General features: G+C 63.6%; 25 protein-coding genes, 3 tRNA genes and 2 pseudogenes. 13 read left to right on the top strand and 17 right to left on the bottom strand.

Translation table 11 applies throughout. From position 1 onward, the window contains the following. Positions 1 to 3 precede the first annotated feature (3 nt). From AC3CCE_RS29160 to AC3CCE_RS29150, 3 genes are all read left to right on the top strand, one after another. Positions 4 to 837 carry an ABC transporter permease gene (locus AC3CCE_RS29160; protein WP_352510918.1) on the top strand — a complete coding sequence of 278 codons (834 nt, stop codon included), beginning with the start codon at positions 4 to 6 and terminating at the stop codon, positions 835 to 837. Beyond that, positions 837 to 1643, top strand: coding sequence for an ABC transporter permease (locus AC3CCE_RS29155; RefSeq protein ID WP_023689053.1), 807 nt, complete (start codon positions 837 to 839; stop codon positions 1641 to 1643). Before AC3CCE_RS29160 ends, AC3CCE_RS29155 begins: the two co-directional genes overlap by 1 nt. Positions 1644 to 1746: 103 nt before the next feature. Next, positions 1747 to 2361: a LysE family translocator gene (locus AC3CCE_RS29150; protein WP_245261757.1), complete on the top strand. Its 615-nt coding sequence runs from the start codon at positions 1747 to 1749 to the stop codon at positions 2359 to 2361. A 46-nt stretch (positions 2362 to 2407) separates the two neighbouring features. Here AC3CCE_RS29150 and AC3CCE_RS29145 read toward each other — a convergent pair whose 3' ends face one another. Then, on the bottom strand, positions 2408 to 3298 hold the full coding sequence (locus tag AC3CCE_RS29145; RefSeq protein ID WP_488377233.1) for an alpha/beta fold hydrolase: 891 nt from the start codon (positions 3296 to 3298) through the stop codon (positions 2408 to 2410). Next, positions 3298 to 3633, bottom strand: a complete 336-nt coding sequence (locus AC3CCE_RS29140) for an antibiotic biosynthesis monooxygenase family protein (RefSeq protein ID WP_352510920.1) — start codon at positions 3631 to 3633, stop codon at positions 3298 to 3300. The genes AC3CCE_RS29145 and AC3CCE_RS29140 overlap by 1 nt, the downstream gene beginning before the upstream one ends. 130 nt (positions 3634 to 3763) lie before the next feature. On the opposite strand from AC3CCE_RS29140, the gene AC3CCE_RS29135 reads away from it, so the two are divergent. Next, positions 3764 to 3834: transfer RNA gene (locus AC3CCE_RS29135), tRNA-Cys, on the top strand. A gap of 23 nt (positions 3835 to 3857) precedes the next feature. Here AC3CCE_RS29135 and AC3CCE_RS29130 read toward each other — a convergent pair. Next, positions 3858 to 3934, bottom strand: a tRNA-Arg gene (locus AC3CCE_RS29130). A 60-nt stretch (positions 3935 to 3994) separates the two neighbouring features. After that, positions 3995 to 4300, bottom strand: a complete 306-nt coding sequence (locus AC3CCE_RS29125) for an ETC complex I subunit (RefSeq protein ID WP_023670294.1) — start codon at positions 4298 to 4300, stop codon at positions 3995 to 3997. Positions 4301 to 4473: 173 nt separating this feature from the next. On the opposite strand from AC3CCE_RS29125, the gene AC3CCE_RS29120 reads away from it, so the two are divergent. From AC3CCE_RS29120 to AC3CCE_RS29105, 4 genes are all read left to right on the top strand, one after another. Next, positions 4474 to 5658, top strand: coding sequence for a flavin-containing monooxygenase (locus AC3CCE_RS29120; protein ID WP_352510936.1), 1185 nt, complete (start codon positions 4474 to 4476; stop codon positions 5656 to 5658). Positions 5659 to 5709: 51 nt separating this feature from the next. Further along, a tRNA-Pro gene (locus tag AC3CCE_RS29115) sits at positions 5710 to 5786 on the top strand. A 176-nt stretch (positions 5787 to 5962) separates the two neighbouring features. Then, positions 5963 to 6274: a hypothetical protein gene (locus tag AC3CCE_RS29110; RefSeq protein WP_352510921.1), complete on the top strand. Its 312-nt coding sequence runs from the start codon at positions 5963 to 5965 to the stop codon at positions 6272 to 6274. A gap of 339 nt (positions 6275 to 6613) precedes the next feature. Beyond that, complete coding sequence (locus AC3CCE_RS29105) at positions 6614 to 6874, top strand: hypothetical protein (RefSeq protein ID WP_023738658.1); 261 nt, start codon at positions 6614 to 6616, stop codon at positions 6872 to 6874. An 8-nt stretch (positions 6875 to 6882) separates the two neighbouring features. Here AC3CCE_RS29105 and AC3CCE_RS29100 read toward each other — a convergent pair whose 3' ends face one another. The 5 genes and pseudogenes from AC3CCE_RS29100 to AC3CCE_RS29080 form a co-directional block, all read right to left on the bottom strand. After that, positions 6883 to 7266, bottom strand: a complete 384-nt coding sequence (locus tag AC3CCE_RS29100) for a type II toxin-antitoxin system VapC family toxin (RefSeq protein WP_352510922.1) — start codon at positions 7264 to 7266, stop codon at positions 6883 to 6885. Next, on the bottom strand, positions 7263 to 7520 hold the full coding sequence (locus tag AC3CCE_RS29095) for a type II toxin-antitoxin system Phd/YefM family antitoxin (RefSeq protein ID WP_023705316.1): 258 nt from the start codon (positions 7518 to 7520) through the stop codon (positions 7263 to 7265). The genes AC3CCE_RS29100 and AC3CCE_RS29095 overlap by 4 nt, the downstream gene beginning before the upstream one ends. Before the next feature lie 317 nt (positions 7521 to 7837). Further along, positions 7838 to 8542 carry a DnaA regulatory inactivator HdaA gene (gene hdaA / locus AC3CCE_RS29090; RefSeq protein ID WP_031209584.1) on the bottom strand — a complete coding sequence of 235 codons (705 nt, stop codon included), beginning with the start codon at positions 8540 to 8542 and terminating at the stop codon, positions 7838 to 7840. 2 nt (positions 8543 to 8544) lie between these two features. Beyond that, on the bottom strand, positions 8545 to 9738 hold the full coding sequence (locus AC3CCE_RS29085; protein WP_023711891.1) for an AI-2E family transporter: 1194 nt from the start codon (positions 9736 to 9738) through the stop codon (positions 8545 to 8547). Next, a pseudogene (locus AC3CCE_RS29080) lies at positions 9710 to 10254 on the bottom strand (CDP-alcohol phosphatidyltransferase family protein). The gene AC3CCE_RS29085 and the pseudogene AC3CCE_RS29080 overlap by 29 nt, the downstream one beginning before the upstream one ends. A 187-nt stretch (positions 10255 to 10441) precedes the next feature. Here AC3CCE_RS29080 and purM point away from each other — a divergent pair. Genes purM through AC3CCE_RS29065 form a run of 3 tightly spaced genes read left to right on the top strand, consistent with a single transcriptional unit; the run spans position 10442 to position 12777 of the window. Beyond that, on the top strand, positions 10442 to 11521 hold the full coding sequence (gene purM, locus AC3CCE_RS29075) for a phosphoribosylformylglycinamidine cyclo-ligase (protein WP_352626483.1): 1080 nt from the start codon (positions 10442 to 10444) through the stop codon (positions 11519 to 11521). After that, a complete protein-coding gene (purN, locus tag AC3CCE_RS29070) occupies positions 11518 to 12225 on the top strand; it encodes a phosphoribosylglycinamide formyltransferase (protein WP_023684759.1) in 708 nt (235 codons plus the stop codon). Before purM ends, purN begins: the two co-directional genes overlap by 4 nt. Positions 12226 to 12231: 6 nt before the next feature. Then, entirely contained in the window at positions 12232 to 12777 is a 546-nt protein-coding gene (locus AC3CCE_RS29065) for a SixA phosphatase family protein (RefSeq protein ID WP_352626481.1), read from the top strand. 192 nt (positions 12778 to 12969) lie between these two features. On the opposite strand, the gene AC3CCE_RS29060 is transcribed toward AC3CCE_RS29065, so the two are convergent. The 6 genes and pseudogenes from AC3CCE_RS29060 to AC3CCE_RS29035 all read right to left on the bottom strand — a co-directional run bounded on the left by AC3CCE_RS29060 (position 12970) and on the right by AC3CCE_RS29035 (position 18794). Continuing rightward, positions 12970 to 13203, bottom strand: coding sequence for a DUF680 domain-containing protein (locus AC3CCE_RS29060; protein WP_023684758.1), 234 nt, complete (start codon positions 13201 to 13203; stop codon positions 12970 to 12972). Positions 13204 to 13441: 238 nt separating this feature from the next. After that, positions 13442 to 14215, bottom strand: a complete 774-nt coding sequence (gene dapB / locus AC3CCE_RS29055; protein WP_352626479.1) for a 4-hydroxy-tetrahydrodipicolinate reductase — start codon at positions 14213 to 14215, stop codon at positions 13442 to 13444. A gap of 63 nt (positions 14216 to 14278) precedes the next feature. Beyond that, complete coding sequence (gene speB, locus AC3CCE_RS29050; protein ID WP_352626477.1) at positions 14279 to 15082, bottom strand: agmatinase; 804 nt, start codon at positions 15080 to 15082, stop codon at positions 14279 to 14281. A gap of 96 nt (positions 15083 to 15178) precedes the next feature. Then, positions 15179 to 16350: pseudogene (locus tag AC3CCE_RS29045) on the bottom strand (amidohydrolase). 12 nt (positions 16351 to 16362) lie between these two features. Next, positions 16363 to 17589: a Zn-dependent hydrolase gene (locus AC3CCE_RS29040; RefSeq protein WP_352626475.1), complete on the bottom strand. Its 1227-nt coding sequence runs from the start codon at positions 17587 to 17589 to the stop codon at positions 16363 to 16365. Positions 17590 to 17591: 2 nt separating this feature from the next. Then, positions 17592 to 18794 carry a diaminopropionate ammonia-lyase gene (locus tag AC3CCE_RS29035; protein WP_023705323.1) on the bottom strand — a complete coding sequence of 401 codons (1203 nt, stop codon included), beginning with the start codon at positions 18792 to 18794 and terminating at the stop codon, positions 17592 to 17594. Positions 18795 to 18897: 103 nt separating this feature from the next. On the opposite strand from AC3CCE_RS29035, the gene AC3CCE_RS29030 reads away from it, so the two are divergent. Further along, on the top strand, positions 18898 to 19374 hold the full coding sequence (locus AC3CCE_RS29030; protein ID WP_023689068.1) for an Lrp/AsnC family transcriptional regulator: 477 nt from the start codon (positions 18898 to 18900) through the stop codon (positions 19372 to 19374). Between the two features lie 58 nt (positions 19375 to 19432). Here the strand turns inward: AC3CCE_RS29030 and AC3CCE_RS29025 are convergent, their stop codons facing one another. Beyond that, entirely contained in the window at positions 19433 to 21541 is a 2109-nt protein-coding gene (locus tag AC3CCE_RS29025) for a molybdopterin-containing oxidoreductase family protein (protein ID WP_352626473.1), read from the bottom strand. A gap of 407 nt (positions 21542 to 21948) precedes the next feature. Here AC3CCE_RS29025 and AC3CCE_RS29020 point away from each other — a divergent pair, with 407 nt between their 5' ends. Then, positions 21949 to 22650, top strand: coding sequence for a hypothetical protein (locus AC3CCE_RS29020; protein ID WP_352626471.1), 702 nt, complete (start codon positions 21949 to 21951; stop codon positions 22648 to 22650). A 21-nt stretch (positions 22651 to 22671) separates the two neighbouring features. On the opposite strand, the gene AC3CCE_RS29015 is transcribed toward AC3CCE_RS29020, so the two are convergent. Beyond that, positions 22672 to 24549 carry an ABC-F family ATP-binding cassette domain-containing protein gene (locus AC3CCE_RS29015; RefSeq protein ID WP_352518952.1) on the bottom strand — a complete coding sequence of 626 codons (1878 nt, stop codon included), beginning with the start codon at positions 24547 to 24549 and terminating at the stop codon, positions 22672 to 22674. Positions 24550 to 24638: the final 89 nt, after the last annotated feature.

Raw genomic sequence — 24638 nt, 5'->3', positions numbered from 1 at the left:
TCGATGAGAGGCGCCCTCTCCGACAGGATGGGCGCGGCGGTGCTGATGGCGCCGCTGCTCCTGTTCCTTGTGCTGGCCTACGCCTGGCCGTTCCTCGGCGTCGTCAAGTGGAGTGTCACCTTGCCGACACCGGGGCTCGGCCAGTATGGCGCGCTCGCCACCGATGCCCTGGTGCAGTCTGTGTTCATCCGCACGCTGCGCATCGCGCTGATCGTCACCGTGGTTTCCGTGGCGGCGGCATACGCCATCACCATGGTTTGGGTGCGCGGCAGCCCGGCACAGCGCATAATCGCTGAATTCTGCATTCTCGTCCCCTTCTGGATCTCGGTGCTGACCCGCGCCTTCGGCTGGGTGGCGCTTTTGTCCAACCGCGGCCTGATCAACACCTGGCTGCAATCGATCGGCTTCATCTCCGAGCCGCTGGCGCTGGTGCGCAACGAGTTCGGCGTCATCGTCGGCATGACGCATTTCCTCATTCCCTTCGCGGTGTTCCCGCTGGCCTCCGCCATGCGCAGCCTCGACGAGCGCGTGCTGCTCGCGGCGCGCGGGCTCGGCTCCAGCCGCATGCGCACCTTCTGGACCGTGTTCGTGCCGATGACGCGCTCCGGCATCATCGGTTCGGCGATGATCGTGTTCGTCTTCTCGCTCGGCTTCTTCGTCACGCCGGCGATCCTCGGCGGCGGCCGCAGCGTGATGATCGCCGAGCTGATCTATCTCCGCATCTTCCAGAGTCCCGACTGGGGACTGGGTGCGGCGATCAGCGTCGTGCTGGTGCTGTTCGTCGGCGCGCTCATGGCGCTGCTGTTCCGCTATGTCAGACCGAAGCAACTGATCTGATGCCGACCTATCGCCCCGGTCCCGTCTCGCTGATCCTCGCCGTGCTGGTGGCGCTGTTCCTGCTGCTGCCGCTGTTGGCGGTCATCCCGGTGTCGCTGACGCCAAGCCGCATGCTGGCGATGCCGACGGGCGAGCTGTCGCTGCGCCACTACCGCGCGCTGATCGAGGATCCGCGCTGGCTCGACGCCATCCTGCTGTCGATCCGCATCGGCATCGTCAGCAGCGTCATCTCCACCGTGCTGGCGCTGTGCTTCAGCCTTGGCGTCTGGATGTTCCAGCCGCGCTTCACGGCCACCCTTGTCGGCTTCGTGCTGTTGCCGATGGTGGTGCCGCCGGTGGTCTCGGCGATCACGCTCTACTTCCTGCTGACGTCGATCTCGGGCATGAGCTCGTTCTTCGGCTACGACACCTGGCTTGGCGTCGCCATGGCGCATTCGGTGATGACGGTGCCTTTCGCCACGGTGCTGATCCTGGTCTCGCTCAGCCAGCTCGACCGCCGCATCGACCTTGCCGCGCGCGGCCTTGGCGCCGGTGTGTGGGAGCGCGCCACGCGCATCATCATGCCCAACATCAAGTTCGGCATCGTCACCGCCGCGCTGCTGTCCTTCGTGCTGTCCTGGGAAGAGATCGGCGTCACGCTGTTCATCACCTCTGTCAACGCCATCACGCTGCCGCGGCTGATGTGGATGGGCCTGCGCGACAACATCGACCCGGCGATCGCCGCGCTCTCGGTGATCCTGATCATCATCACTGTGCTGGTGCTGGCGGTGCGGACGGTGGTGGTGAAGATGCGCGGCGGGCACTGAGCCAAGGTGGCCAACAACGGCGATAGCCCAGCCGCTGTGTGAAGGGCGTTACGGACGGTAAGCGCCGGGTACATTACGCGGCGTCATGGGAAACCTGCCGCTGGTGACATTTGCCTTCGTGTCGGTGCTCGGAATGGCGGTTCCGGGACCGGACGTCGTGCTCGCCATTACCAACGGCTCCCGCTACGGTTTTCGACGCGCGTTTCTCGGCATGGCCGGCGTCGTACTGTCTGATTTCGTTCTTATCAGCATCGTCGCGCTGGGCTTCGGCGCTCTTCTGCTGGCTTCGGAATTCTATCTCTCGGCTCTCAGGATGTTCGGCGCGGGCTATCTGCTTTTCGTCGCCATCGGTACCCTGCGCACAGCATCCCGACCTTCGTTCAACCCTAACCTTCCCGAAACACGCCATTCAGCCAAGGCACTCATTGGGCGCTGCTTCCTGGTGGCGGTCACAAATCCGGCGGCCTGGCTGCTTTTCCCCGCGATCCTGCCGCATTTTGTCCGCGTGGATGAGCCGATCGCGATCCAGTATGGCATCCTGGCCATTATCGCCGCGCTTGCCGATGTGTTTGTGCTGACGTTTTACGCAGCCCTTGGCGCGCGGGCTGCAAGGCTTCTGGCTGGGCCAAACGCCGTGTGGATCGACCGGTTTTACGGTATCGCCCTGCTTGGTCTTTCGAGCACTTTGATCCTGCAATCCCTCGGCCATCTTAGATAGTCGACACAGGAACACACAGGCCCGGATTTTAGCAATCGGCCCGCAATCAGCTTGCGAAGAATCTCGACAGCCTTGCCGCCGTGGCTTCGGGGTGCTCTTCCGGGAAGAAATGCCCACCCTTGACCGAGCCGCCTTCGACGTTATCAGCCCATTGCCGCCAGATCGCCAACGGGCCGCCCTCCTCCGCATACCAGTTTTCCAACCCACCCTCGCCGCTCCAGAGCGCAAGCAGCGGGCATCTGATGCGACGGCCGTCAGCCTGGTCCTGCGCGTCGTGCTCGCGGTCGATGCCTGCGGCGGCGCGATATTCTTGGCAAATGGCGTGGACATGGGCGGGATCACGCAGCGCCTCGATATAGGCGGCCCTGACCTCATCGGGAAAAGCATCTGGAGCCGAGCCCCAGCCGGTGATCGCATTGTCGATGACTACATCCGGTGCGGCAGCCAGAAGGCGTTCCGGCAGCGGATCGGGCTGGGCAAGCAGGCTCCACGGCCAGAAGGCCAGCGCCAGCCTGGCATCAGCACGATCCCAGGCGGAGGCCGTGGGGATGACGTCGAGAACGGCGACCTTCGACACGGTTTCGGGATGGTCGAGCGCCAGCCGGTAGGCGACGCGGCCGCCACGGTCATGGCCGGCAACCGTGAAGCGGCCGAAGCCGAGAACGTCCATAACCTGCACCATGTCGCGCGCCATGGCCCGTTTGGAATAGGCGGCATGATCGGCTCCGGAAGCCGGACAGCCGCTTTGGCCGTAGCCTCTCAGATCGGCGGCAACCACGCTGAAGTGCGGCGCCAATGCCACGGCGATGTCCCGCCACATAACATGCGTTTCGGGAAAGCCATGCAGGAGCAGCAGCGGCGGCCCTGAGCCACCGGCCCTGACGAAGATCGATGTCTCCTCCATTTGAACGGTCCTGGCGTCAAAGCCCGCAAACATCAGCTGCCGCCAACCATTCCGTGGCTGGAACGGATTCGCAGCACCTGGACACCCTTCGGCAATTCGATCAGGAACTCCTTGTCGCGGTCGAGATGGTGGATGCTTTGCGGATCGCCGCCGGTAAAGGCGGCCATCGCCTCGACGTTCTCCCAATAGGAGATGGTGATGAATTCCGAATGCGTCGGCGTGTCCTCGCGAAAAGTCTGCACGCCCAGCGCTTTCTCGATCAGCGGCTTGATACCGGCCTCGTAATTGTAGCGCTCATAGGCGTCGGCCTTGTCAGGCAAGGTCCTGCCGCGCCAGATGCGCGCAATCGTCGGGGTTTTCGGTGCCATCTGCCATAAACACCTGAGCGCCGGCCGTGTTCCGAACATCTCGACTCGTGGCAGCCGGATCGCCGCCCGAACCTGCGAGCAGGGGCCGGCCAAGTTGACTAGCTGTCGCGGTCAATGCACAAGGAGCCATGGTCTGAGGGCGGGACGGTGACGCATCGGTCTGCAAAACCGACGTAGTGGGTTCAATTCCCACTCAGGCCTCAACACTATCTCTTTGAAGTTGTTGGCGATCCCGACAGGATTCGAACCTGTGACCATCGGCTTAGAAGGCCGGTGCTCTATCCAGCTGAGCTACGGGACCGCTGGCCGGCATTTGATATCTTGGCCGGCTGATGTCTATGTGCCAGGCGCTGACCGGCGGTCAATGCGTCCAGGGTATCCTGCGGTCATAGCGGAAATTTTCCGCATAGGAAATCTGCCGGCGCTTGGTCTCTTTCGGCTCCTCGACACGGAAGGCCAGCCCCTGCTTTTCGGCATAGGCCACCGCTTCTTCCCTGGTGTCGAAGGTCAGCCTGATCTGGCTCAGCATGTCGCCCGATGTGGTGTAGCCCATCAGCGGGTCGATCTTCTTGCGTTGGGCGGGATCGAATTCCAGCACCCAATGGCCGGTCTTGGCCTTGCCGGACTGCATCGCGGTTTTGGCTGGGCTGAAAATTCGCGCGGACATGGGCACCTCGTAGCTGCGTTGGCGGTAGCGCCGCCTTATTTCAGTCAATACTGTGCAACACTGCCGACGGCAAGGCCGAAGCGGCCTGCAACCAGGCCGCTTCGGCAGCGGCATCGGCCCGATACACTGGCGTAGCATCAAAAGTCATGGTCATGATGGCGACACAAAGAGGCATGGACGCAGGGATTTTGCACGCCGAGGCCGACAGCCAAGCGATTTTCGACGGCGCGATCGTGATCGGCGCCGGGGCAGCCGGCTTGACCGCAGCCCATGCGCTGCTCAAGACCGGCGTGCCTGTGATGGTGTTGGAAAAGGAAGCCCGGCTGGCCGAGCCATGGCACGGGCGGCACGAGCGACTGCATCTCAACACGCATCGCGACCTTTCGGCGCTGCCGGGCGTTTCCTTTCCTGCCGGCACCCCTGCCTTTCCGCACCGAAACACCATCATCGGCCATTTGAACGAATTCCACGCCATGCACCGGCTGCCGGTCGAGTTCGGCATTGCGGTCGAGGAGATAGGCTTCGAGGGCGACCACTGGCTTGTGCGGACCAGTGCCGGGCCGCGGCTGGCGCGCCATGTCGTCATCGCCACCGGGCGCGACCGGCAGCCCTTCATTCCGGCCTGGAAAGGCATGAAGGCCTTTGCCGGACGCATCATCCATTCGGCCGCATTCGGTAACGCCAAGGCCTATGCGGGCAAGAAAGTGCTGGTCGTCGGCGCCGGCAATTCCGGCTTCGACGTGCTCAATCACCTGGTGGCAGCCGGCACCGGACAGATCTGGCTGTCGGCGCGCAACGGTCCGGCACTGCTGCCCAAGCGCCTCGGCCAGATCGCCGTCCATCGGTTTTCGCCGATCCTGGCGCGGCTGCCGTTCAAGCTCGCCGATGCGGTGATGGCGGCGACGCAGCGATGGGCCTTCGGCGACCTCACGGCCTACGGCGTGCCGCCGACGCCTTCGGGCGGCGCAAGCCGGCTGGCGTCGGATTATACCGCCATCGCCACCGATGACGGCGCGGTCGATGCCATCAAGGACGGCAGGATCATCGTCTTGCCAACCGTGCGGGAATTTACCCGCGACACGGTCGTTTTCGACGATGGCGCGACGATCCAGCCGGATATCGTCATCGCCGCGACCGGCTACCGCACCGGGCTCGAGGCCATGCTGGGCAAGCTCGGCGTGCTCGACGAAAAGGGCGTGCCGCTGTTCAACGGCGCGGACAGCGACCCGAAACTGCCGGGCCTGTGGTTCACCGGCATGCGGCCAAGCATCCGCGGCTGCTTCGCCAATGCCCGCATCCAGGCCAAGGCGATCGCAGCCAGGATTGCACGGGAGCGCAGACCGCCAAGCCCCGTTTGACGATTTAGGGGTTGCGCGACAGGGTCCGGAACCGTATACGCCGCAGGGCCTCGGAGTGTAGCGCAGCCTGGTAGCGCATCTGGTTTGGGACCAGAGGGTCGGGAGTTCGAATCTCTCCACTCCGACCATTTTTTCCCACAAAGCCAGTCCTTGCCCAAGGTCACTCCCAAGGTCGCCAATGGCTGCCTCGCCGGTAGCGCATGGCGGCACGCATTGCCCAAGCAGCAGCCGCTCGCCGATCGGACCCTACATTGGAACACCAGTTCGCTCCGAGAGTTGTGTATGTTCAACCAAGGAGCCAACAATGAAAACCCTTCTCATCGCCTCGATGATCGCGTTCGCCGGAACGGCGGCTTTGATCGCACCGGCGCAAGCCGCCAGTCTGACTATCCAGTCCGATGACGACGATCAATATTCGTCCGACGATGGCGATATACAGATTCGTCGCCATCACCAGCGCCACAAAGACTATAGCGACGATTATGGCGACGACTACAGCGACAACCAGGATGGCCAATGGCGGCGCCACCACCGCCATCACCGCTGCCATATCGAACTGGTCAGGCACTGGCGCCATCACCACAGGGTCGTCGAAGAGGTCAGGGTCTGCGGCTGATCCGGTCGCTTCGGACCGAGTTGGCGGCCGGAGCACCAATCTGACCTAAAGCGCGAACGGACTCACGCGACGCGCTTGAGGTCTTGTTTGATGCATGTGGTTCTCTCAAAACCGGGGCCACTTGAGCGACATGCATCAGGCGCCGGTATCATCGACAGCATCCCTTCTGCGGGTTTGGCTGAAAATCCGACGCAGGGATAATCCCCCCGCTTCCACCTCTACCGCCGGTCTAAAAGCACGTCGCGCTGAAACGTATCCAGGTGATGCATGTCGTTCTGTCAAAACCGGGACCACTTTTGAGCGACATGCATTAGACTCCGGGCAAAGGGGAGATTCTGGATGCTTGGTCTCGAGGCATGGCTTTCGCTGATTGGCCCTGCCTACTTCGCCTTGATCGGCATCACGGTTCCGTTCGTCGTAGTCTGGGCCATTATCTGTGCAGCCCTGTGGATCTGGAACAACCGGCCGAGCAAGAGGCAAGGCCCTCCCCGCTCGTGGCCCGCCAGCGTGCTGTTCTTTGTCGTCGTTGCCGCGTGCTACGTGGCAGCGCATACGGTGGTCTATCTGCTGGTCCGGTATCTGGCGGCGTTGTGGGCATAAACGTAGCTCTATAGAGCGCTCTCGATATCGGTCTTCGAAAAATCGTCGCCAACATAGAGCAAGCGGCAGGCTCGATCCTTTGCCACTTCATAGGCAAAGCAATCGCCGAAATTGAGCCCGGCCGGATGAATACCCTTGCCCCATCGCCCATACGCCTCGGCTATGCGCCGGCCAGAGGCTGGTGTCACCGCCGTGACCTCGAAGCCGAGCCCGTCGATCAGGCCGGCCATTTCCTCACCGACATTGCGCCTATCCGCCACGATCAGCGCCTCGGCCACTGTGCCAGCCGAGATCAGAATATCGTCTTCGGCTTCCAGCGCCGCAATGCAGGCACTGGATTGAGGTTCGGCAAAAACGATCGCCATCAGGGCCGAGGTATCGACCACGATCATTCGGGCAGGCCATCAGCGCCATAGAGGAAATCCTGACTGCGCGCTGCATCCGGCCCGGCCTTCGCCTTGGCAGCGCCGGATGCTCGCATTGCCTCCAGCAATGCCCGGCGGCCTTTCCTGTCAGGGGCAGCCTTCACGGGAACAAGGCGCACGGCTGCATGACCATGGCGGGTCAGGATAATTTCATCCCCAGCCTCGGCACGACGCACCAGTTCGGTGAGCTGCCCCTTGGCGTCTGTAACGGATACCTGCATTGACCACTCCTTTATGGACCATGCTCTGGTCCATACTCAAAAAGTAGACCATCTAATGGTCCATTTCAATGCAGGACGATGAGATGCGGCTTGGTGAAGTCTGAATGACAGCTGGCGCGCAATCGTAGGCCTTGCGGCGATTCTATCTGAAGGTAAGCTCGCCGGGCGAGAACCCCAATCATCACTCCCGGCGAGCCTACAACCCGATCAGGAACGCGATCAGGACCGGGGTCAGCCGGCAAACGCAGTGTTGCAAGATGGATGCCAGAGGTTTCTTCTCGAAATGGGACAGGAGCGGAGTCTTCTCCTTCCACTGCCTACACCTCGAACTCGCCCTGCCCTTCGTCCATTGCGCTGACGGTTTCGGCGGCGAGCGCCCTGGTGATCGGCGTCTTGCGCTCGAGCGCGGTGCGGTCGAGGCGCTCGACCACGCGCATGGCGGTGGCCAGCGAGCGCTCGATGCGGCGCACCAGATATTGCACGACATGCGGCTCGACCTCGACCTGGCGGTCGGCGAAGAGTTTGGTGATGACACCGGCCAGAAGCAAATCGTCCGGCTCATGGATCTCGACGGTTGCCGCCGCCTTCAGCCGCGAGGCAAGATCGGGCAACGTCACCCTCCAGGCGGCGGGGAAGCGCCGCGCCGTCAACAGCAAGGTGGCCCCGGCGCCGCGCACTTCATTGATGAGATGGAACAGGCCCGCCTCGTCGATGGCTGTCTTGTCGACATCGTCGATCAGCGCGGGCCTGCCGCCAAGCCCGGTGATGGCATTGCCGATGCGCTGGGCATCGACCGCCACAGCGTTGGCCCGCGCCTGCCAGATCGAGCCCAGATGTGTCTTGCCGGAACCGGCCGGGCCAGCGAGCACGATCACCGGCGACGGCCAGTCCGGCCAGCGATCGACAAGGGCTGCCGCCTCGCGGTTGGTGGCCGACACCACCAACTCGTCGCGCGAGTAGCCGGTGCCGTGGCCAAGGTCGAGCGGCAGTTGGCGCGGCGGTTCGGTCTTATGATCCGTCACGTTCAGCCGCGCGGCGACCGGTGGCCGCCGCCGCGAGCGGCGGGCAGCGGCGGGACGGGCTCGGTGGAGTGTCCCTTGTAGAGCGGCGATTCGAGATAGCGGGCAATGGCAAACCGCACCAGCACGGCAACCGCCGCCGAAGCAGGAACGGCGATCAAAAGGCCGACGAAGCCGAACAGGGCGCCGAAAGCGAACAGCGCAAACATCAGCCAGACCGGGTGCAGGCCGACGCTTTTTCCGACCAATCTGGGCTGCAGGATGTTGCCTTCGATGAACTGGCCGATGAAGAACACCACGGCGACAGCAACGATCATGGTCCAGTCCGGCCAGAACTGGACGAAGGCGACGCCGACGGCCAGGACCAGTCCGGTCAGCGAGCCGACATAAGGGATGAACGAGATCAGCCCGGCGAAGAGGCCGATGAGGATGGCGAAATTCAGCCCGGTCAGCGTCAGGCCGGTGGCATACATGCCGCCGAGCACCAGGCACAGCGTGCCCTGGCCGCGCACGAAGCCGGCGGTCGCGGTGTTGATGTCCCTGGAGATCGCCCTGACCGTCCCGACATAATCGCGCGGCACCCAGCTGTCGACGACCGCCACCATGCGATCCCAGTCGAGCAGCATGTAGAAAGCGACAACCGGAGTGACCACGAACAGGCTGACCACCGACACCAGAGCAACGCCGGAACTCCAGATCGAGGTGAAGACGGTGCTCAGCAGGCCGAAACCGGACGTGAGCAGCGAATTCAGCCCGTCGCGCAGGCCATTGGCATTGACGCCGAATTTCTGCTCCAGCCATTTCGGATCGAAGCTGGTGATCAGCGACTGCAGCCGGGTCAGATATTCCGGCAGCTTGCTGGCGAAATCGGCCATCTGCGTGGCCAGTACCGGAACCAGGATGACGAAGGCCAGCACCAAAAGGACGATGAAGGCAATCAGGATGACCACCGTCGCCATCAGCCGGGAGAGGCCGAGGCGTTGCAGCCGGTCGGCGACCGGGTCGAGAAAATAGGCCAGCACCATGCCGGCAACGAACGGCAACAGGATGCTGGAAAAAATGTAGAGGAACAGCGCCAGGAAGATTGCCGTGCCCAGCCAGAAGAAAATCTGGCGGCGAAACGCCAGGGACGCAGCCGCGTCTGCTAACGCGGCAGTCGCGGCATTCTTGTCAACTACCCGGGGTGGAGCCTTCGCCATAGCCGCTCATATGCCTCAGCCAAGCCACGAGATAGGCCGCGGCCGAAGCCACGGTCAAGACCCCGGACAGCAATATGAGCGCAGGCCTGAGCGGGTCGAGGTGGAGGCCAAGGGCAAGTTCGCCCAGCACCACGGCGCCAGCACGATCTGGGCGGCGGTGTTGGCCTTCGACACATAGAGCGGCTTCATCTCGACCGGATGCGCCATGACCGTGGACAAAAGCACGGCGCAGATGATCAGCGCATCGCGTGACACCATGGTCACCACCAGCCACAGCGGCAATTGCCCGATGAAGCCCATGACCACGAACACCGAGACCAGAAGCACCTTGTCGGCCATCGGATCGAGATAGGCGCCGAGTTTCGAATGCTGGTTGAAGCGGCGGGCGATGAAGCCGTCGACGCCATCGGAAATTCCGGCAACGAGAAATCCGGCAAAGGCCCAGTCCCAGCGCATGTTCAGCATCGCCAGCACCAGCACGAAGCGCAGGATGGTGACGAGGTTGGGAATGGTCAAAGGCATGTCCCGCCATGCTTGTTCTGCAGATAGATGATGGAGATGGATTGTGGCTGCAAGGACCAGCGGTGAAGGGGCGACTGTCCACGTATTTATCTTGGGCAAAAGCCCGGTATCCTGTCGTCATCCTTGCCCCCCGAAACCATTCATGCGAAGAGCCGCCGAGGGAAACAGGGATGCGCCGACGATGAGCAAGGGCGACCGGGCCAAGCGCAAGAACGGGCTCACCTATGCCGAGGCGGGCGTCGACATCGATGCCGGCAACCTCATGGTCGAGAAGATCAAGCCGCTGGTGCGCGCGACGCGCCGGCCGGGCGCCGATGGCGAGATCGGCGGTTTTGGCGGCCTGTTCGACCTCAAGGCGGCGGGTTTCACGGATCCGGTGCTGGTCGCCGCCAATGACGGCGTCGGCACCAAGCTGAAGATCGCCATCGATGCCGGCAAGCACGACACGATCGGCATCGACCTCGTCGCCATGTGCGTCAACGACATCGTCGTGCAGGGCGCCGAGCCACTGTTCTTCCTCGACTATTTTGCCACCGGCAAGCTCGATCCCGACCAGGGGTCGGCAATCGTCGGCGGCATAGCAATCGGCTGCCGACAGGCCGGCTGCGCGCTGATCGGCGGCGAGACGGCCGAAATGCCCGGAATGTATAACGACAAGGATTACGACCTTGCCGGCTTCGCCGTCGGTGCGGCCGAACGCGGCCAGTTGCTGCCGACAGACGATATCGTCGAAGGCGACGTGCTGCTGGGGCTGGCTTCCTCGGGCCTGCATTCAAATGGCTTTTCGCTGGTGCGCCGCATCGTTGGCGTCAGCGGGCTTGCCTGGAGCGATCCGGCGCCGTTCAACGATGAGGCGACGCTGGCCGAGGCACTGCTCGAGCCGACGCGCATCTATGTGAAGTCGATCCTGAAGGCGATCCGCAACACGCATGGCATCAAGGCGCTGGCCCACATCACCGGCGGCGGCTTCCCTGAAAACATCCCGCGCGTCCTGCCGAAGGACTTTTCCGCCGAGCTCGACCTCAATGCCATCGACGTGCCGGCGGTGTTTTCCTGGCTGGCGAAGACTGGCGGCGTGGCGCCGGAGGAGATGATGCGCACCTTCAACTGCGGTATCGGCATGATCCTCGTCGTCGCCTCCGGCCAGGCCGCACAGGTCGCAGCCGTGCTGCAGGAGGCCGGCGAGACGGTGACGCCGATCGGCCGCATCGTGCCGCGCCGCGACGCCGGCGTCATTTATCGGGGCTCGATCGGCCTATGAGCAGGAAACGCACGGTTGTTTTGATCTCGGGACGCGGCTCCAACATGACGGCGCTGATCGCGGCGGCCAGCGACCCGGCCTATCCGGCCGAGATCGTTGGCGTCATTTCCGACCGGGCCAACGCCGCCGGCCTCGGCATCGCGGCCGCGCGCGGTATCCCGACCAAGGTCATCGTGCGCGCCGACCATGCCAGCAAGGAAGCCCATGATGCGGCGATCGACGCCGCGCTGATTGCATTCAACGCCGAGATCGTGGCGCTGGCCGGCTATCTGCGCATCCTGTCCCGCGGCCTGGTCGAGAAGTGGCAGGGGCGCATGATCAACATCCACCCTGCCCTGCTGCCGGCCTTCAAGGGCCTGGATACCCATGCACGCGCATTGCGCGCCGGCATGCGTATCCATGGCTGCACGGTGCATTTCGTTACGCCTGAGATGGATGACGGCCCGATCATCGCGCAAGCCGCGGTGCCGGTGATGGTCGGCGACAATGAGGACACACTGGCCGCCCGCGTTCTGAAAGCCGAGCACCGGCTCTACGCGCTGGCGCTCGGCCTCGTCGCCGACGGCAAGGCGCGCATGGAAGGCGGCCGCACTGTGCTGGCGCATTTCGCTGACGATGCCGAAAACGGAACTTCGGTGGTGATGGCCCCCGACCCGCTGCGCGAAGAGCGCGATCTCGAACATCTGGCGCGGATCACGCCGTAGGCCGGCATGGCGACATCGAGACAATTGCTCCTGCTGCGCCACGCCAAGTCGAGCTGGGACGACCCGGCGCTCGCTGATTTCGACCGGCCGCTCGGGCCGCGCGGGCTGCCGCTCGGGCCGCGCGGGCTGAAGACGGCGCCGCTGATGGGGCGCGAACTGGCCCGGCGCAGTTGGCTGCCCGACCTGGCGCTGGTGTCGCCGGCGCTGCGCACGCGCGAGACATGGCGGCTGGTCTCGGCGGAACTGTCGGCGAGCGTAACGGTGGAGTTCGCCGAGGCGCTTTTCGAAGCCACGGCTGGCGACATTCTGGCCGAGGTGCAGCAGGCAGTCGCATCAGCTGGCTGTCTCCTGGTGCTTGGCCACAATCCCGGCCTGGAGGATTTTGCCCGCCGGTTCGCCGGTCCGCGATCGGGTGTGGCTGCTCTCAGGAAACTTGAAGAGAAATTCCCGACCGGCGCCCTTGCCCGCTTTGTCATCGACGGCGACTGGGCGGATCTCGGCTTCGGCGCGGCCCGGTTGACGCATTGTATCAAGCCGAAGGATCTAAGCTAGACCAAGCTGCCTAACGGGCTAGCCGCAGGTGACAGCCGCAAACCGTGTTTTGAAAAGATCACGGCCAAACAAGGAGGTAGGACCAGCTGCTGGCGGATTGATTCAAGATCTTTGCGGCCCGAGTCGATTGCACAAAAACAAGAGCGGTGGGCCAGGCCCACCGCTCTTTGTGGTCGTCGATTTCTCAGAAAATCAACGACCCCAGATGCCCTGGCCGGATTCCGGCTGGTTCGAGTCGCCCTTGATCGTGAAATCGCCGAGGCTGGCCGGCTTGCGGATCGAGGCGGTATAGCTGTGGTCGATGTTGCCGGCGGGCGCTGTCACAGCAGGCTGGTTGACGCCGTCGGAGCCGTAGTGGTCGCTGCCTGCGAAAGCGGTGCCGGTGGCAAGGAGGATGGCAGCAGCGGTAAGTGCGATCTTGGTCATTTCAGGTAATCCAGTTTTTTTCAGTTCTGTCCGTCAAGTGGCGTGCCTTGGGAGGAATTCGCGTCGCTCGGACCACCCCGAAATGGGTGTGCGTTGCTGCCACTGCCAATCACAAAAATGTGCGAACCGAACCGTTCGGTTCGGTCTGGGAAGGGCGAAATGGCGTAGTTGTTGCTATATTCTATTCTCTAGGCGGCTCCGACCTCGCAACGCCCCTCGTTGCGTTACCCTTTGCACCTCAAAAGGTCGTGAAACCCAGTACGTCGCGCATGTCGTATTCGCGGGGCGGCCGGACGGCGACCCAGCGTGCTGCCGCAATGGCGCCGCGCGCGAACATCGAGCGGTGGCCGGCCGAATGGGAAAGCGTGAGCGTCTCGCCCTCGGCCAGCAAGCTCACGCTGTGCTCGCCGACGATGCTGCCGCCGCGCAGCACGGCAAAGCCGATCTCGCCGGCAGGGCGTGGATCTGTAACGCCGTCGCGGATGCGTTTCGCCACATCGTCCAGCCTGACGCCATGTCCGCGAGCGGCCGCCTCGCCCAGCATCAGCGCCGTGCCCGACGGTGCGTCGACCTTCATGCGGTGATGCGCTTCCAGGATTTCGATGTCGGTGTCGGGACCAAGTGCTCGCGCCGCCTGCTCGACCAGCCCGGTCAGCATGCTGAGCCCGAGCGAGTAGCTGCCGGAGCGAACGATGGCGACGGACTTCGAAGCAGTAGCGATGGCAGCGAGATCGGCCGGCTCGAAGCCGGTCGAGCCGATGACCAGCGCCGGGCCGCCGCAGGCCGCGCAAGCTTGTGCAAGATCGACGGAGGCCGAAGGCGTGGTGAAATCGATGATGACATCGGCAAGCGCCAGTGCTTCGTCGCGTTCGACCAGCCCCTCGCCGGCGCTGCCCGGCCTGTGAAAGCGGGCGACGAGCGCCAGCCTGGGATCGGTCTCGACGGCATCGACCATCTGCCGGCCCATGCGACCGAGCGCGCCGGCTATGGCTATTTTCAATGGATGCGGCATGGCGGCTTTCACTGGAAATGCGAGTCACAACAATGATCTACCATGCCGCCCTGCCAGATTGATTCAGCCGGCGCCATGCGTCTTGAGCATCATGCCGGCGATGTCCTTGACCAGCTTGGCGGCAACCAGCGCGGTGAGATTGGAGACGTCCTGGCTTGCATTGTATTCGACGACATCGGCGCCGACGATGGGCTGGTCGATCCGCTGGATCAGGTTGATCACTTGCCGGGTTGTAAGACCACCGGGTTCGCGGTGCGACACGCCGGGCGCACAAGCCGGGTCGAGGCCGTCGAGATCGACCGAGAGATAGACCGGCGTCTTGAGATCGAGCTGCAGATCCTCGCTGAAATGCCGCGCCTCGATCATTTCGACGCCGAAGCGCTTGAGCTGGTCACGAAGCTCATCATTGAGGGTGCGCAGGCCGATCTGGATCAGCCGGTCAGCCAGCCCCTCCTCCAGGATGCGCGCGAAGGACGAGGTGTGGGACCGCCTGTTGCCCTGATAGGCATCGTAGATGTCGGGATGGGCGTCGATCTGGACGATCGTTAGCCTGGCATGGCGGCGGCGCACGGCACGCAGCACCGGCCAGGCGATGGCATGATCGCCACCGAGGCTGATCAACGGGTGGCCGGCATCCAGCGCGCGGCCGACCTCGGCCTCGATTCGCTCCCATGGATCGCCGGCGCCTGAAAAGTCGATGTCGCCGTGGTCGACGAAATTGTCCGCCACATCGAAGCCGGTTTCGCTCCACGAGCTGTGCGCGTCGCTTTTGAGTTCCCGCCGGATCAGGGCCGGCGCTGCAGCCGCGCCCCTGAGATAGGACGAGTTCTCGTCATGTGGTATTCCCAGAAGCGAAACCCTGGTCATCGGCGTGCGATCTCCGGCAACAGGCAATCTCCCTAAACCTGGGTGCTGGCTGGCGATAGCAGTGCCGCTTGGGCCAGTTGCGAAGGCGATCAGGCGTCATTTCCCGATCGCGCCGCCCAGTCTTTGCCTGACGATCGCGATATGGAAATCCGTGCCGTGCAACAGCCCGTCATCGTTGAAGTCGTAGCTGGAATTGTGCAGCGGCGGCGAGGTCTCGCCATTGCCGAGAAACACGAAACAGCCCGGTACGTGATCGAGGAAGCGGGCGAAATCCTCCGAGGCGGTCATCGGCTCCGCCGCGATGCTGGCGGCGCCATCGGCCAGCACGCGCCTTGCGGCGACAAAGGCCGCGTCCACCAGGTCGGCATCGTTCTGCAGCGGCACGAATTCCCTGCTATAGGTCACGTCGGCGGTGACATTGTAGGCGGCGGCGGTACCCGCTGTGATGACCCGCATCTGGCGCTCGATCTCGGCGCTGACCTCGGGACGAAAACTGCGGGCGTCACCGAGGATGCGGGCGGGCCGGGCAAGGCGTTGCGGGTGCCGTCGGTGATCAGTTCGGTCACCGAAACCACCGAAATGTCGGCCGGGCTCAGCCGGCGCGAGACGATGGTCTGCAGATTGGTGACCAGCGCGCAGGCGGCGACCAGCGTCTCGTTCCCGGAATGTGGCCGCGCCGCATGGCCGCCGATCCCCTTGAGCACGATCTCGAAATTGTACTCCGCCGACATGAACGGGCCGGCACGGGTCTCGAAATGCCCGACGGGCAGGCCCGGCATGTTGTGCAGGCCAAAAATCTCGTCGAAGGGGAAGCGCTGCAGCAGCCCGTCATCGAGCATTGCCAGCGCGCCCTTGCCCCATTCCTCGGCCGGCTGGAAAACGAAACGCACGGTGCCGTCGAAACCACCCTCGGCGGCCAGCAGCTTTGCCGCGCCGAGCAGCATGGTGGTGTGGCCGTCATGACCGCACGCATGCATGATGCCGGGGTTCTGCGAGCCATAGGCTGTCGCGGACTGCTCGGTGATGCGCAGCGCATCCATGTCGGCCCTGAGCGCAATCGCCCGGTTGCCGCTGCCGCGCTTCAACGTGCCAACGACGCCGGTGCCGCCGACCCCCTCTGCAACATCGTCCAGCCCGAATTCGCGCAGCTTCGCGGCGACAAAGGCAGCGGTGTGCTTTTCCTCGAAGCCGAACTCGGGGTGCGCGTGCAAATCGCGCCGCCAGCCGGTCATTTCCTGCTTCAGCACATCACGATCGAGCTCAGCCATTTTCTCCCCGACCTATTTTGCAAGCTCACTGGCGACATCAAGCAGGATGTTGGCGCCGGCGACAAGCTCGGCATCTTCAGTGTGTTCGCGCGGATTGTGGCTGATGCCACCGGCGCTCGGCACGAAGATCATTGCCGCCGGCGCGAGGCGGGCCATCATCTGCGCGTCATGGCCGGCGCCCGATGTCATGCGCCTGACGCCGAGACCGCGGTTCTTCGCGGCCGCCTCGATCCGTTCGACGATGCCGATGTCGAATAGCACCGGTTCGAAACGGGCGAGCCGCTCGACCGAGATCGATACGTTCTCCGAAACCTCAAGCTCCTCGAGATAGGCAGCAAGGGCCGCCTCATGCGCCTGCAGGCGCTGTTCGTCGGGATCGCGCAGGTCGATGGTGAAGACGGCGCGCGCGGGAATGACGTTGATGGCGTTGGGTTCGAAGCGCATCGTGCCGACCGTGGCCACGGTTGGCCCATTTGAAGCCCTGGCCCGATCGTGCAGGAAGGTGATGATGCGGGCGGCGGCGTGGCCGGCGTCGCTGCGCATCGACATCGGCGTGGTGCCGGCATGGTTGGCGGCGCCGTCGATGGTGATGCGCTGCCAGGAAATGCCTTGCAAATTCTCGACCGCGCCGATCGGCACGCCTTCACGCTCCAGCACCGGCCCTTGCTCGATATGAAGTTCGAGATAGGCATGCGGCTTGAGGAAGCCGGGTTCGCGGTCGCCGGCATAGCCGATGCGGGCGAGCTCCTGGCCGAGCACGCTGCCATCCGTGCCGATGGCGGCCAGCACGGCCTCGGCGCTGACGCCACCGGCATGGCATAGCGAGCCCATCATGTCAGGCGTGTAGCGCACGCCTTCCTCATTGGTGAAAGCGGCGACCGCGACCGGGCGCGACGGCGAAAAGCCCGAAGCCTGCAGCGTCTCGATCACCTCCAGCCCGGCCAGCACGCCGTAGCAGCCATCATAGATGCCGGCATCGATAACGGTGTCGATATGCGAACCGATGAGCAGCGGCGCCTGCCCGGCATTGTCGGGGCTTTGCCAGATGCCGAAGATATTACCGACCCGGTCGATGGCGACTTCCAGCCCGGCCTGCCTGAGCCAGCCGACAAAGAGGTCACGGCCCTGTCTGTCTGTGTCGGAGGCGGCGAGCCGGATCAGCCTATCCTCACTGTCGCGGCCAACGGCGCCGAGTTCCCGGATGCGGCCAAGCAGACGCTGTGCATCGATCCCGATCATGGCTATGCCTCGGCCTTCAGCTTGCCGGCCAGCACATCGGCGGGACTCTGCCCGACCAGCTCGGTATAGCGATGCGGGTCTGTGGCGCCTTCGGTGTTGATCAGCAGCACGCGGGATTTGTCGTCGAGCCCGAGCGCGGCCTTGTGGTCGGCCACCGCCCGGATCAGCCCGGCCAGACCGACGCCGCCGCTTTCGCCGGCGACGATCACTGGATCATTGCCAGCCGGCCGTGCCAGCCGCCGCATCACCGCGACCGCCTCCTCCTCATCCACTGTCATGAAGGCATCGGCAACCCGCGCCAGAACGCGCCAGGCAACTTGCGAGGCCTCGTAGCATTCGAGCATCGCCATCACCGTCGGCTGATCGTGTGCGACCTTGACCACGTGGCCCGCCCGGGCGGCTGCGACAACGCAGGCGGCGCGGGCCGGCTCGACGACGATGAAGGTCGGCCTGGCGTCACCGAGCACGATGGCGAGATGGCCGGCCAGGGCGGCGGCAATACCGCCGACACCGGCCTGCACGAAGACATGGGTCGGCGGCTGCGGCAACTGGCCCAACGCTTCGCGCACGATCGCCGTATAGCCCTGCATGACCAGACCGGGGATGCGCTCGTAGCCCGGCCAGGAGGTGTCGGACACCACGGTCCAGCCTTGCTCCGCTGAAACCTCGGCGGCCTGCCTGACCGAGTCGTCATAATTGCCGTCGACGCGGATCATCTCGGCGCCATAGCGGGCTATTGCTGCAATGCGCGCCTCGCTGACGCCGGCGTGAACGAAGATTGCCGCTTTCGCGCCAACCAACTGTGCACCTTGCGCGACCGAGCGGCCATGATTGCCGTCGGTGGCGCAGGCAACCGTCATGCCGGCAGCGACCGCCCGGACGTCGAACCGGTTGAGATCGGCCACGTCAACGGGCCGATGAAGCGATCGGCTCGCCTCCTCCAGCACCAGTCGAAAAACGGCATAGGCGCCGCCGAGCGCCTTGAAACTGCCGAGACCGAGGCGAAAGCCTTCATCCTTGATGTGGACGGCGCCGAGGCCGAGTTCGCCGGCCAGCGTCGGCAATGCATGCAACGGAGTTGCCAGGTGATTGTCGCGATGGGCCAGAAAGCGCTCGACCGTATCGGCGCCGGCATTCCCCAGCGTTTCGGCCTCGACCGGATCGAGCGGCCGACGGTGCAAGGCATTGCTGTTGAGCAGGAACACGGGTGGCCTCCTTTGGGTGTGACGAAATCATATTGCAGCCGAGGCGCAAATAGCGCTGTTATTGGCGCTTCGAAATGCAAGTTTGTTTCGCCAGGATAGCGCTTTGCCTCGATCGCCTTCGCTCGACAGTTTCGACCTCGCCATCCTTGCCATCCTGCAGCGGGACAACACGACGCCGCAGCGGCTGATCGGCGAAGCCGTCAACCTGTCGGCGCCGGCGGTGCAGCGGCGCATCAAGCGCATGGAACAGTCCGGCGTCATTGCGGGCAATGTCGCCGTGGTCGACCCGGCGGCGGTCGGCCATCCCATCACCATCTTCGTCGAAGTGGAACTGGAGAGCGAACGCTCGGACCTGATCGACGCGGCCAAGCGGCAATTCTCGGCAGAGCCCGAAGTGCAGCAATGCTACTACGTCACCGGCGAGGCCGACTTCATCCTAGTCATCACCGCGGCCGACATGGGGGCCTATGAGGCCCTGACGCGCAGACTGTTCTTCGACAGCAAGAATGTCCGAAAATTCCGCACCTTCGTTGCCATGGACCGTGTCAAGGTGGGGCTGACGGTGCCTCTGCCGGGATAGCCAGTCACTTTTACGCAATTCCGGACGGAAAACCGCTCACACTTTTCCTGGAATTGCTTCAGCCAGCCGGCCGCAGCCAGACCTTGTTGTCGTGGAAGGCCGCACCGCCATAGGGCGCTGGTGCGTCGGCGCCGGTGAGCACATTGATGCCTTCGCCACGCTCATGGGCGCTGTTTGGCCAGATGCCCTCGGCGATCACCACGCCGCGCTTGAGGCCTTCGAACAGCTTTGCGTGCAGCACCACCTCGCCGCGCCGGTTGCCGACCTCGATACGGTCGCCGTCGCCCAAGCCAAGCGCGGCAGCGTCGTCCGGATGCAACAACAATTCCGGCCGGCCTTCCTTGGCCTTCGACACCGGCGTTTCCGAGAAGGTCGAATTGAGGAAGTTGCGCGCCGGTGATGTCGTCAGCCGGAACGGATGCTCGGCATTCGCGACCTCGATCAGGTCGACATGGTCGGGGAATTCGGGGAGTTCCGCCACCGGCCCGAACAGGCCCATGCTTTTCGGCGGCCGGTTGGGCGCCGCCTGCCCGCTCCAGTTGGCGCGGAAGTGAAATTTCTTGTCGGCATGGCCGAAACCATCGATGAAATGCGCCGCCTCGAAATCCGGCTGCAGGTCGACCCATTTGTCTTCCTTGAGGCTGGCGAAGGAGCCCAGCCCGCGCTTGCCGAGGATGATGTCGATATGCTGCTGCTCGGTCAGGCCAAAGCCCGGCCGGTCGGAGACGCCGAGACGCTGCGCCAATTGCTCGATGACGAAGTGGTTGGTGCGCGGCCCTTCCGGCGGTTCGATCAGCTTGGGACCGAGCGTGATGTGCTGGTTGCCACCGCCCTTGTAGACGTCATCATGCTCGAGGAACATCGTTGCCGGTAGCACGACATCGGCAAGCTTTGCCGTGTCGGTCATGAACTGTTCGTGCACGCAGGTGAACAGGTCATCACGGAGAAAACCATGTTTCACCAGCCGCTGCTCGGGTGCGACATTCACCGGGTTGGTGTTCTGGATCAGCATCGCCGTCACCGGCGGGCCACCGTAAAGCGCGTCCGCTGCGCCGGTCAGCACCGGACCGATGCGCGACTGGTCGAGATGGCGAATATTGGGATCGCGCATCGCGGTGCCTTCCAGCACATCCTGGTTGAGCTTGAAGATGCCGGAATTGGAATGGAAGGCGCCGCCACCCTCATATTGCCAGGCGCCGGTGACGGCGGCGATGCAGGATGCCGCGTGCATGTTGACCGCGCCGTTGCGCTGGCGGGCAAAGCCATAGCCGAGGCGGAAATAGGTTTTCCTCGTCGTGCCGACGAGGCGTGCGAAAGCCTCGATCTCGGTGACGGCAAGACCGGTGATGGCGGACGCCCATTCCGGCGTGCGCGTCTCCAGATGCGCTTCCAGCCCCTTCGGATCGTCGGTGTATCTTTCGAGATAGGCGCGGTCGGCCATGCCTTCCCTGAACAGCACATGCATGACCGCGCAAGCCAGCGCGCCATCGGTGCCGGGCTTCAGCACAAGGCCCATATCGGCCTGCTTCATCGTGGCGTTCTCGTAGACGTCGATAACGACGACCCTGGCGCCACGCTCCTTCCGCGCCTTGATGGCGTGGGTCATGACATTGACCTGCGTGACCACGGCATTGGTGCCCCAGATCACCACGCAGTCGGACTTCGCCATCTCGCGCGGATCGGGACCGCGCAAGGCGCCCGCTCCCATCATCCAGCCGGTCCAGGCCAGATTGGTGCAGATCGAGCCGAAGAAGCCGGAGTATTTTTTCGCATGGCGCAGCCGGTCGATGCCGTCGCGCTGCACTAGCCCCATCGTGCCGGCATAGAAATAAGGCCAGACGGTCTCGGAGCCGTATTTTTTCTCGGCCGCGATGAATTTCTCGGCGACGAGGTCGAGTGCCGCTTCCCAGCTGGATTCCTTCCAGACGCCGGCGCCCTTGGCCCCGGCGCGAACAAGCGGCTTCAGCAGCCGGTCGGGATGGTGGACACGGTCGGCATAGCGCGCGACCTTGGCGCAGACCACACCAGCCGTATACGTATTGGACTTGGCGCCATGGACACGGCCGATGCGGTTGCCATCGAGCAGCTCGACCTCGAGCGCGCAGGTCGACGGGCAATCATGCGGACAGGCGGAGTGGCCGATGCGGAGCTTGGCGTGCTGGTTCATGGGGTCAAACTAACCGTTTATGACGGCGACGTGTAGGGCCAGATGGCACCTCTTCCTTCTCCCCTTGTGGGAGAAGGTGGATCGGCGCACAGCGCCGAGACGGTTGAGGGGTGTTCCAGCGGAGTGAGACGTTGGCGTTCCCTGGAACACCCCTCATCCGACCGAGCTTCGCTCGGCCACCTTCTCCCACAAGGGGAGAAGGGAGGACCGCTCCCTACTGCGCCGTGCCTTCCTCATCCTCGACCGATATGGTTAGCCACTTCTCCTCATGGCCGGCAAGCTGCTCGAAGGCGGCGCGGCGCTGGGCTGCACCTCGCTTAGCATGCTGTTAGGCTCATATCTCAAATTCAACTGCGGATATTGGTTTCCTAGGGTATTCATGGAGATGGCTTTGAAGGACCGTATCCATGAAATATCGAAAGCTCGCGGTCGGGCTGGTTCTTGCGGTTGTCGTATTGTCAGGCGCCTTGCTCCTGTTGGGCGGGGCTCTCGCAAGCCTCACCACTTCAATGTTCGGCGCATCTCGTATGATTTCCAAAAGCATGGAGCCTTATGGGGTCGTACTACGAACCCCGTTCAAAGGGGGCAAACGTCTTCCGCCTGAGGCAAAGCCCCTTGAGTGGCGCGTCGTCTTGCCACGAGCGTTCGTGACCATAGAGATAGGCACCAACGGTGCGATCGCCCCGGGAGGACGAAGAGAAAGCCGCTGGTATGAATGGCCCGCGCGAAGAACCTTTTTCATAGATTTTGAGACGGTTATCGACCTCAAGATGGATCAATTGACGCCGGCTGTGTTGTCCGATCCCGCACGGCTTAAGGACAATTTTTTGAATATCACTTTAAGCAACAGTAGCCTCTATCCCAGAGTTAAATCCGATGAATACTGCATCCGCGATGATGATTACGACAGCAGTATCGTGGAAGACGGAATTGCCGACCAGGTGCATCCATGCTCCTCGACGCCAAGGTGCGGCATAAACACGATCGTTGACGGCTGGGACGTCCGACTCATCGTCTCGCGAGCTATCTACAACCAGCCACAAAAAATGTGTGCTGCCGCGCGGCGCTTTCTTTTAGAACACACAATCAGACGTGACAGCATCCGCTAGCACGGAGACGGCGCCTCCCCCCTACTCCGCCGTGCCTTCCTCGTACTCGGCCGACATGGTCAGCCACTTTTCCTCGTGACCGGCAAGCTGCTGTGCCAGTTGCGAGCGCTCCTTGGCCAGCCGGGTCGCCGTCGATGGATCCTTCTCGTATACCGCCGGATTGGCGAGTTCATCCTCGATCAGGTCGATGCGCTTGCGGATGCGGTCCATCAGCGCTTCGGTGGCGCGGATTTCCTTTGCCAGCGGCTCGAAGGCGGCGCGGCGCGCCGCGGCATCGCGGCGGCGATCGGCCTTGGATGCCTTCTCGGCCTCGCGCTTGCCGCGTCGGTCGCCGGACACGCCGGTGACCAGCGTCTTGTAGTCCTCAAGGTCGCCGTCATACGGGTTGACCGCCCCGTCCTTGACCAGCCACAGCCGGTCGGCGGTCGCTTCCAGCAGATGGCGGTCATGCGAGATGAGGATGACGGCGCCGGGAAACTCGTTCAGCGCATGGATCAGGGACTCGCGGCTGTCGATGTCCAAATGGTTGGTCGGTTCGTCGAGGATGAACAAGTTTGGCCCCTCAAAGGCCGACAGGCCCATCAGCAGGCGCGCCTTCTCGCCGCCGGACAGGTCCTTGGCGGCGGTGTTCATCTTCTCGGTGGTGAGACCGAACTGGGCGACGCGGCCACGTACCTTGGATTCCGGCGCCTCCGGCATCAGCCGGCGGACATGCTCGTAGGCGTTTTCATCAGGCCTGAGATCGTCGAGCTGATGCTGCGCGAAGATCGCCACCTTCAGGCCCGGCGCCACCGTCATGGTGCCGGTTTCCTGCTTCAGCCGGCCCGAGAGAAGCTTGGCGAAGGTCGACTTGCCGTTGCCGTTGGCGCCGAGCAGCGCGATGCGATCGTCGGCATCGATGCGCAACGTCATCTTCTTCAGGATCGGCTGGCCCTCGGTGTAGCCGACATTGACGTTGTTCAAGGCAATGATCGGCGACGCCACCGTTTTCACCGGTTCGGGGAAAGAGAACGGCCGCACCGTGTCGTTCACGATCGCGGCAATCGGCTTCATCTTCTCCAGCGCCTTGATGCGCGACTGCGCCTGTCTCGCCTTCGAAGCCTTGGCGCGGAAGCGTTCGACGAAGGACTCCATGTGTTTGCGCGCAGCTTCCTGCTTGACGCGGCCCTTCTCCTGCAATTCCTTCTGCTCGGTGTACTGGCGCTCGAACTGGTCGTAGCCGCCGCGCCAGAAGGTCAGCTTCTTCTGGTCGAGATGAACGATGGAATTGACGGCGCGGTTGAGCAGGTCGCGATCGTGCGAGATCAGAAGCACCGTGTGCGGATATTTCGACACGTAGTTTTCCAGCCAAAGCGTGCCTTCGAGATCGAGATAGTTGGTCGGCTCGTCGAGCAGCAGAAGGTCGGGCTCGGCAAACAGCACCGCGGCGAGCGCCACACGCATGCGCCAGCCGCCGGAGAAGGACGAGGCCGGGCGGCGCTGCGCGGCGTCGTCGAAGCCAAGGCCAGCGAGGATGGTGGCCGCGCGAGATTCCGCCGAATGCGCATCGATATCCGCCAGCCGCATATGGATGTCGGCAATGCGGTGCGCGTCGGTGGCGGTCTTTTCCTCCTCGAGCAATGCGGTGCGCTCGAGGTCGGCCTTGAGCACGATTTCGATCAGCGGCTCCTCGGTGCCGGGCGCTTCCTGCGCCACCTGGCCAATGCGGGTGTTCTTGGGCAGGCTTATCGAGCCGGTCTCGGAGGGAAAGTCGCCGGTGACGGCCTTGAACAGCGTCGTCTTGCCGGTGCCGTTGCGGCCGACGAGGCCGGCCTTTGTGCCGGCTGGCAAGGTCAGCGAGGCATGATCGAGAAGCAAGCGTCCGGCCATGCGGAGCGAAAGATCGTTGATGATAAGCATGCCGGGGCTTTTGCACGGGAGGGCGGCGCTTCGCAAGGGCCTGGGCGCCGGCGGGGGCATAAGGCATGAAAACGGCGCGCCTTAAGCGC

The organism is Mesorhizobium sp. P160187, from assembly GCF_057766425.1.
This window is presented reverse-complemented; position numbering and strand designations above follow the sequence as displayed.

Bases quoted from the DNA above. Each gene is read 5' to 3' on its own strand.
- AC3CCE_RS29160 (WP_352510918.1), top strand. From the start codon at position 4: ATGAGAGGCGCCCTCTCCGACAGGATGGGCGCGGCGGTGCTGATGGCG.
- AC3CCE_RS29155 (WP_023689053.1), top strand. From the start codon at position 837: ATGCCGACCTATCGCCCCGGTCCCGTCTCGCTGATCCTCGCCGTGCTG.
- AC3CCE_RS29145 (WP_488377233.1), bottom strand. From the start codon at position 3,298: ATGTTTGCGGGCTTTGACGCCAGGACCGTTCAAATGGAGGAGACATCG.
- AC3CCE_RS29140 (WP_352510920.1), bottom strand. From the start codon at position 3,633: ATGGCACCGAAAACCCCGACGATTGCGCGCATCTGGCGCGGCAGGACC.
- AC3CCE_RS29125 (WP_023670294.1), bottom strand. From the start codon at position 4,300: ATGTCCGCGCGAATTTTCAGCCCAGCCAAAACCGCGATGCAGTCCGGC.
- AC3CCE_RS29120 (WP_352510936.1), top strand. From the start codon at position 4,474: ATGGACGCAGGGATTTTGCACGCCGAGGCCGACAGCCAAGCGATTTTC.
- AC3CCE_RS29110 (WP_352510921.1), top strand. From the start codon at position 5,963: ATGAAAACCCTTCTCATCGCCTCGATGATCGCGTTCGCCGGAACGGCG.
- AC3CCE_RS29105 (WP_023738658.1), top strand. From the start codon at position 6,614: ATGCTTGGTCTCGAGGCATGGCTTTCGCTGATTGGCCCTGCCTACTTC.
- AC3CCE_RS29100 (WP_352510922.1), bottom strand. From the start codon at position 7,266: ATGATCGTGGTCGATACCTCGGCCCTGATGGCGATCGTTTTTGCCGAA.
- AC3CCE_RS29095 (WP_023705316.1), bottom strand. From the start codon at position 7,520: ATGCAGGTATCCGTTACAGACGCCAAGGGGCAGCTCACCGAACTGGTG.
- AC3CCE_RS29085 (WP_023711891.1), bottom strand. From the start codon at position 9,738: ATGGCGAAGGCTCCACCCCGGGTAGTTGACAAGAATGCCGCGACTGCC.
- purM (WP_352626483.1), top strand. From the start codon at position 10,442: ATGAGCAAGGGCGACCGGGCCAAGCGCAAGAACGGGCTCACCTATGCC.
- purN (WP_023684759.1), top strand. From the start codon at position 11,518: ATGAGCAGGAAACGCACGGTTGTTTTGATCTCGGGACGCGGCTCCAAC.
- AC3CCE_RS29065 (WP_352626481.1), top strand. From the start codon at position 12,232: ATGGCGACATCGAGACAATTGCTCCTGCTGCGCCACGCCAAGTCGAGC.
- AC3CCE_RS29060 (WP_023684758.1), bottom strand. From the start codon at position 13,203: ATGACCAAGATCGCACTTACCGCTGCTGCCATCCTCCTTGCCACCGGC.
- dapB (WP_352626479.1), bottom strand. From the start codon at position 14,215: ATGCCGCATCCATTGAAAATAGCCATAGCCGGCGCGCTCGGTCGCATG.
- speB (WP_352626477.1), bottom strand. From the start codon at position 15,082: ATGACCAGGGTTTCGCTTCTGGGAATACCACATGACGAGAACTCGTCC.
- AC3CCE_RS29040 (WP_352626475.1), bottom strand. From the start codon at position 17,589: ATGATCGGGATCGATGCACAGCGTCTGCTTGGCCGCATCCGGGAACTC.
- AC3CCE_RS29025 (WP_352626473.1), bottom strand. From the start codon at position 21,541: ATGAACCAGCACGCCAAGCTCCGCATCGGCCACTCCGCCTGTCCGCAT.
- AC3CCE_RS29020 (WP_352626471.1), top strand. From the start codon at position 21,949: ATGAAATATCGAAAGCTCGCGGTCGGGCTGGTTCTTGCGGTTGTCGTA.
- AC3CCE_RS29015 (WP_352518952.1), bottom strand. From the start codon at position 24,549: ATGCTTATCATCAACGATCTTTCGCTCCGCATGGCCGGACGCTTGCTT.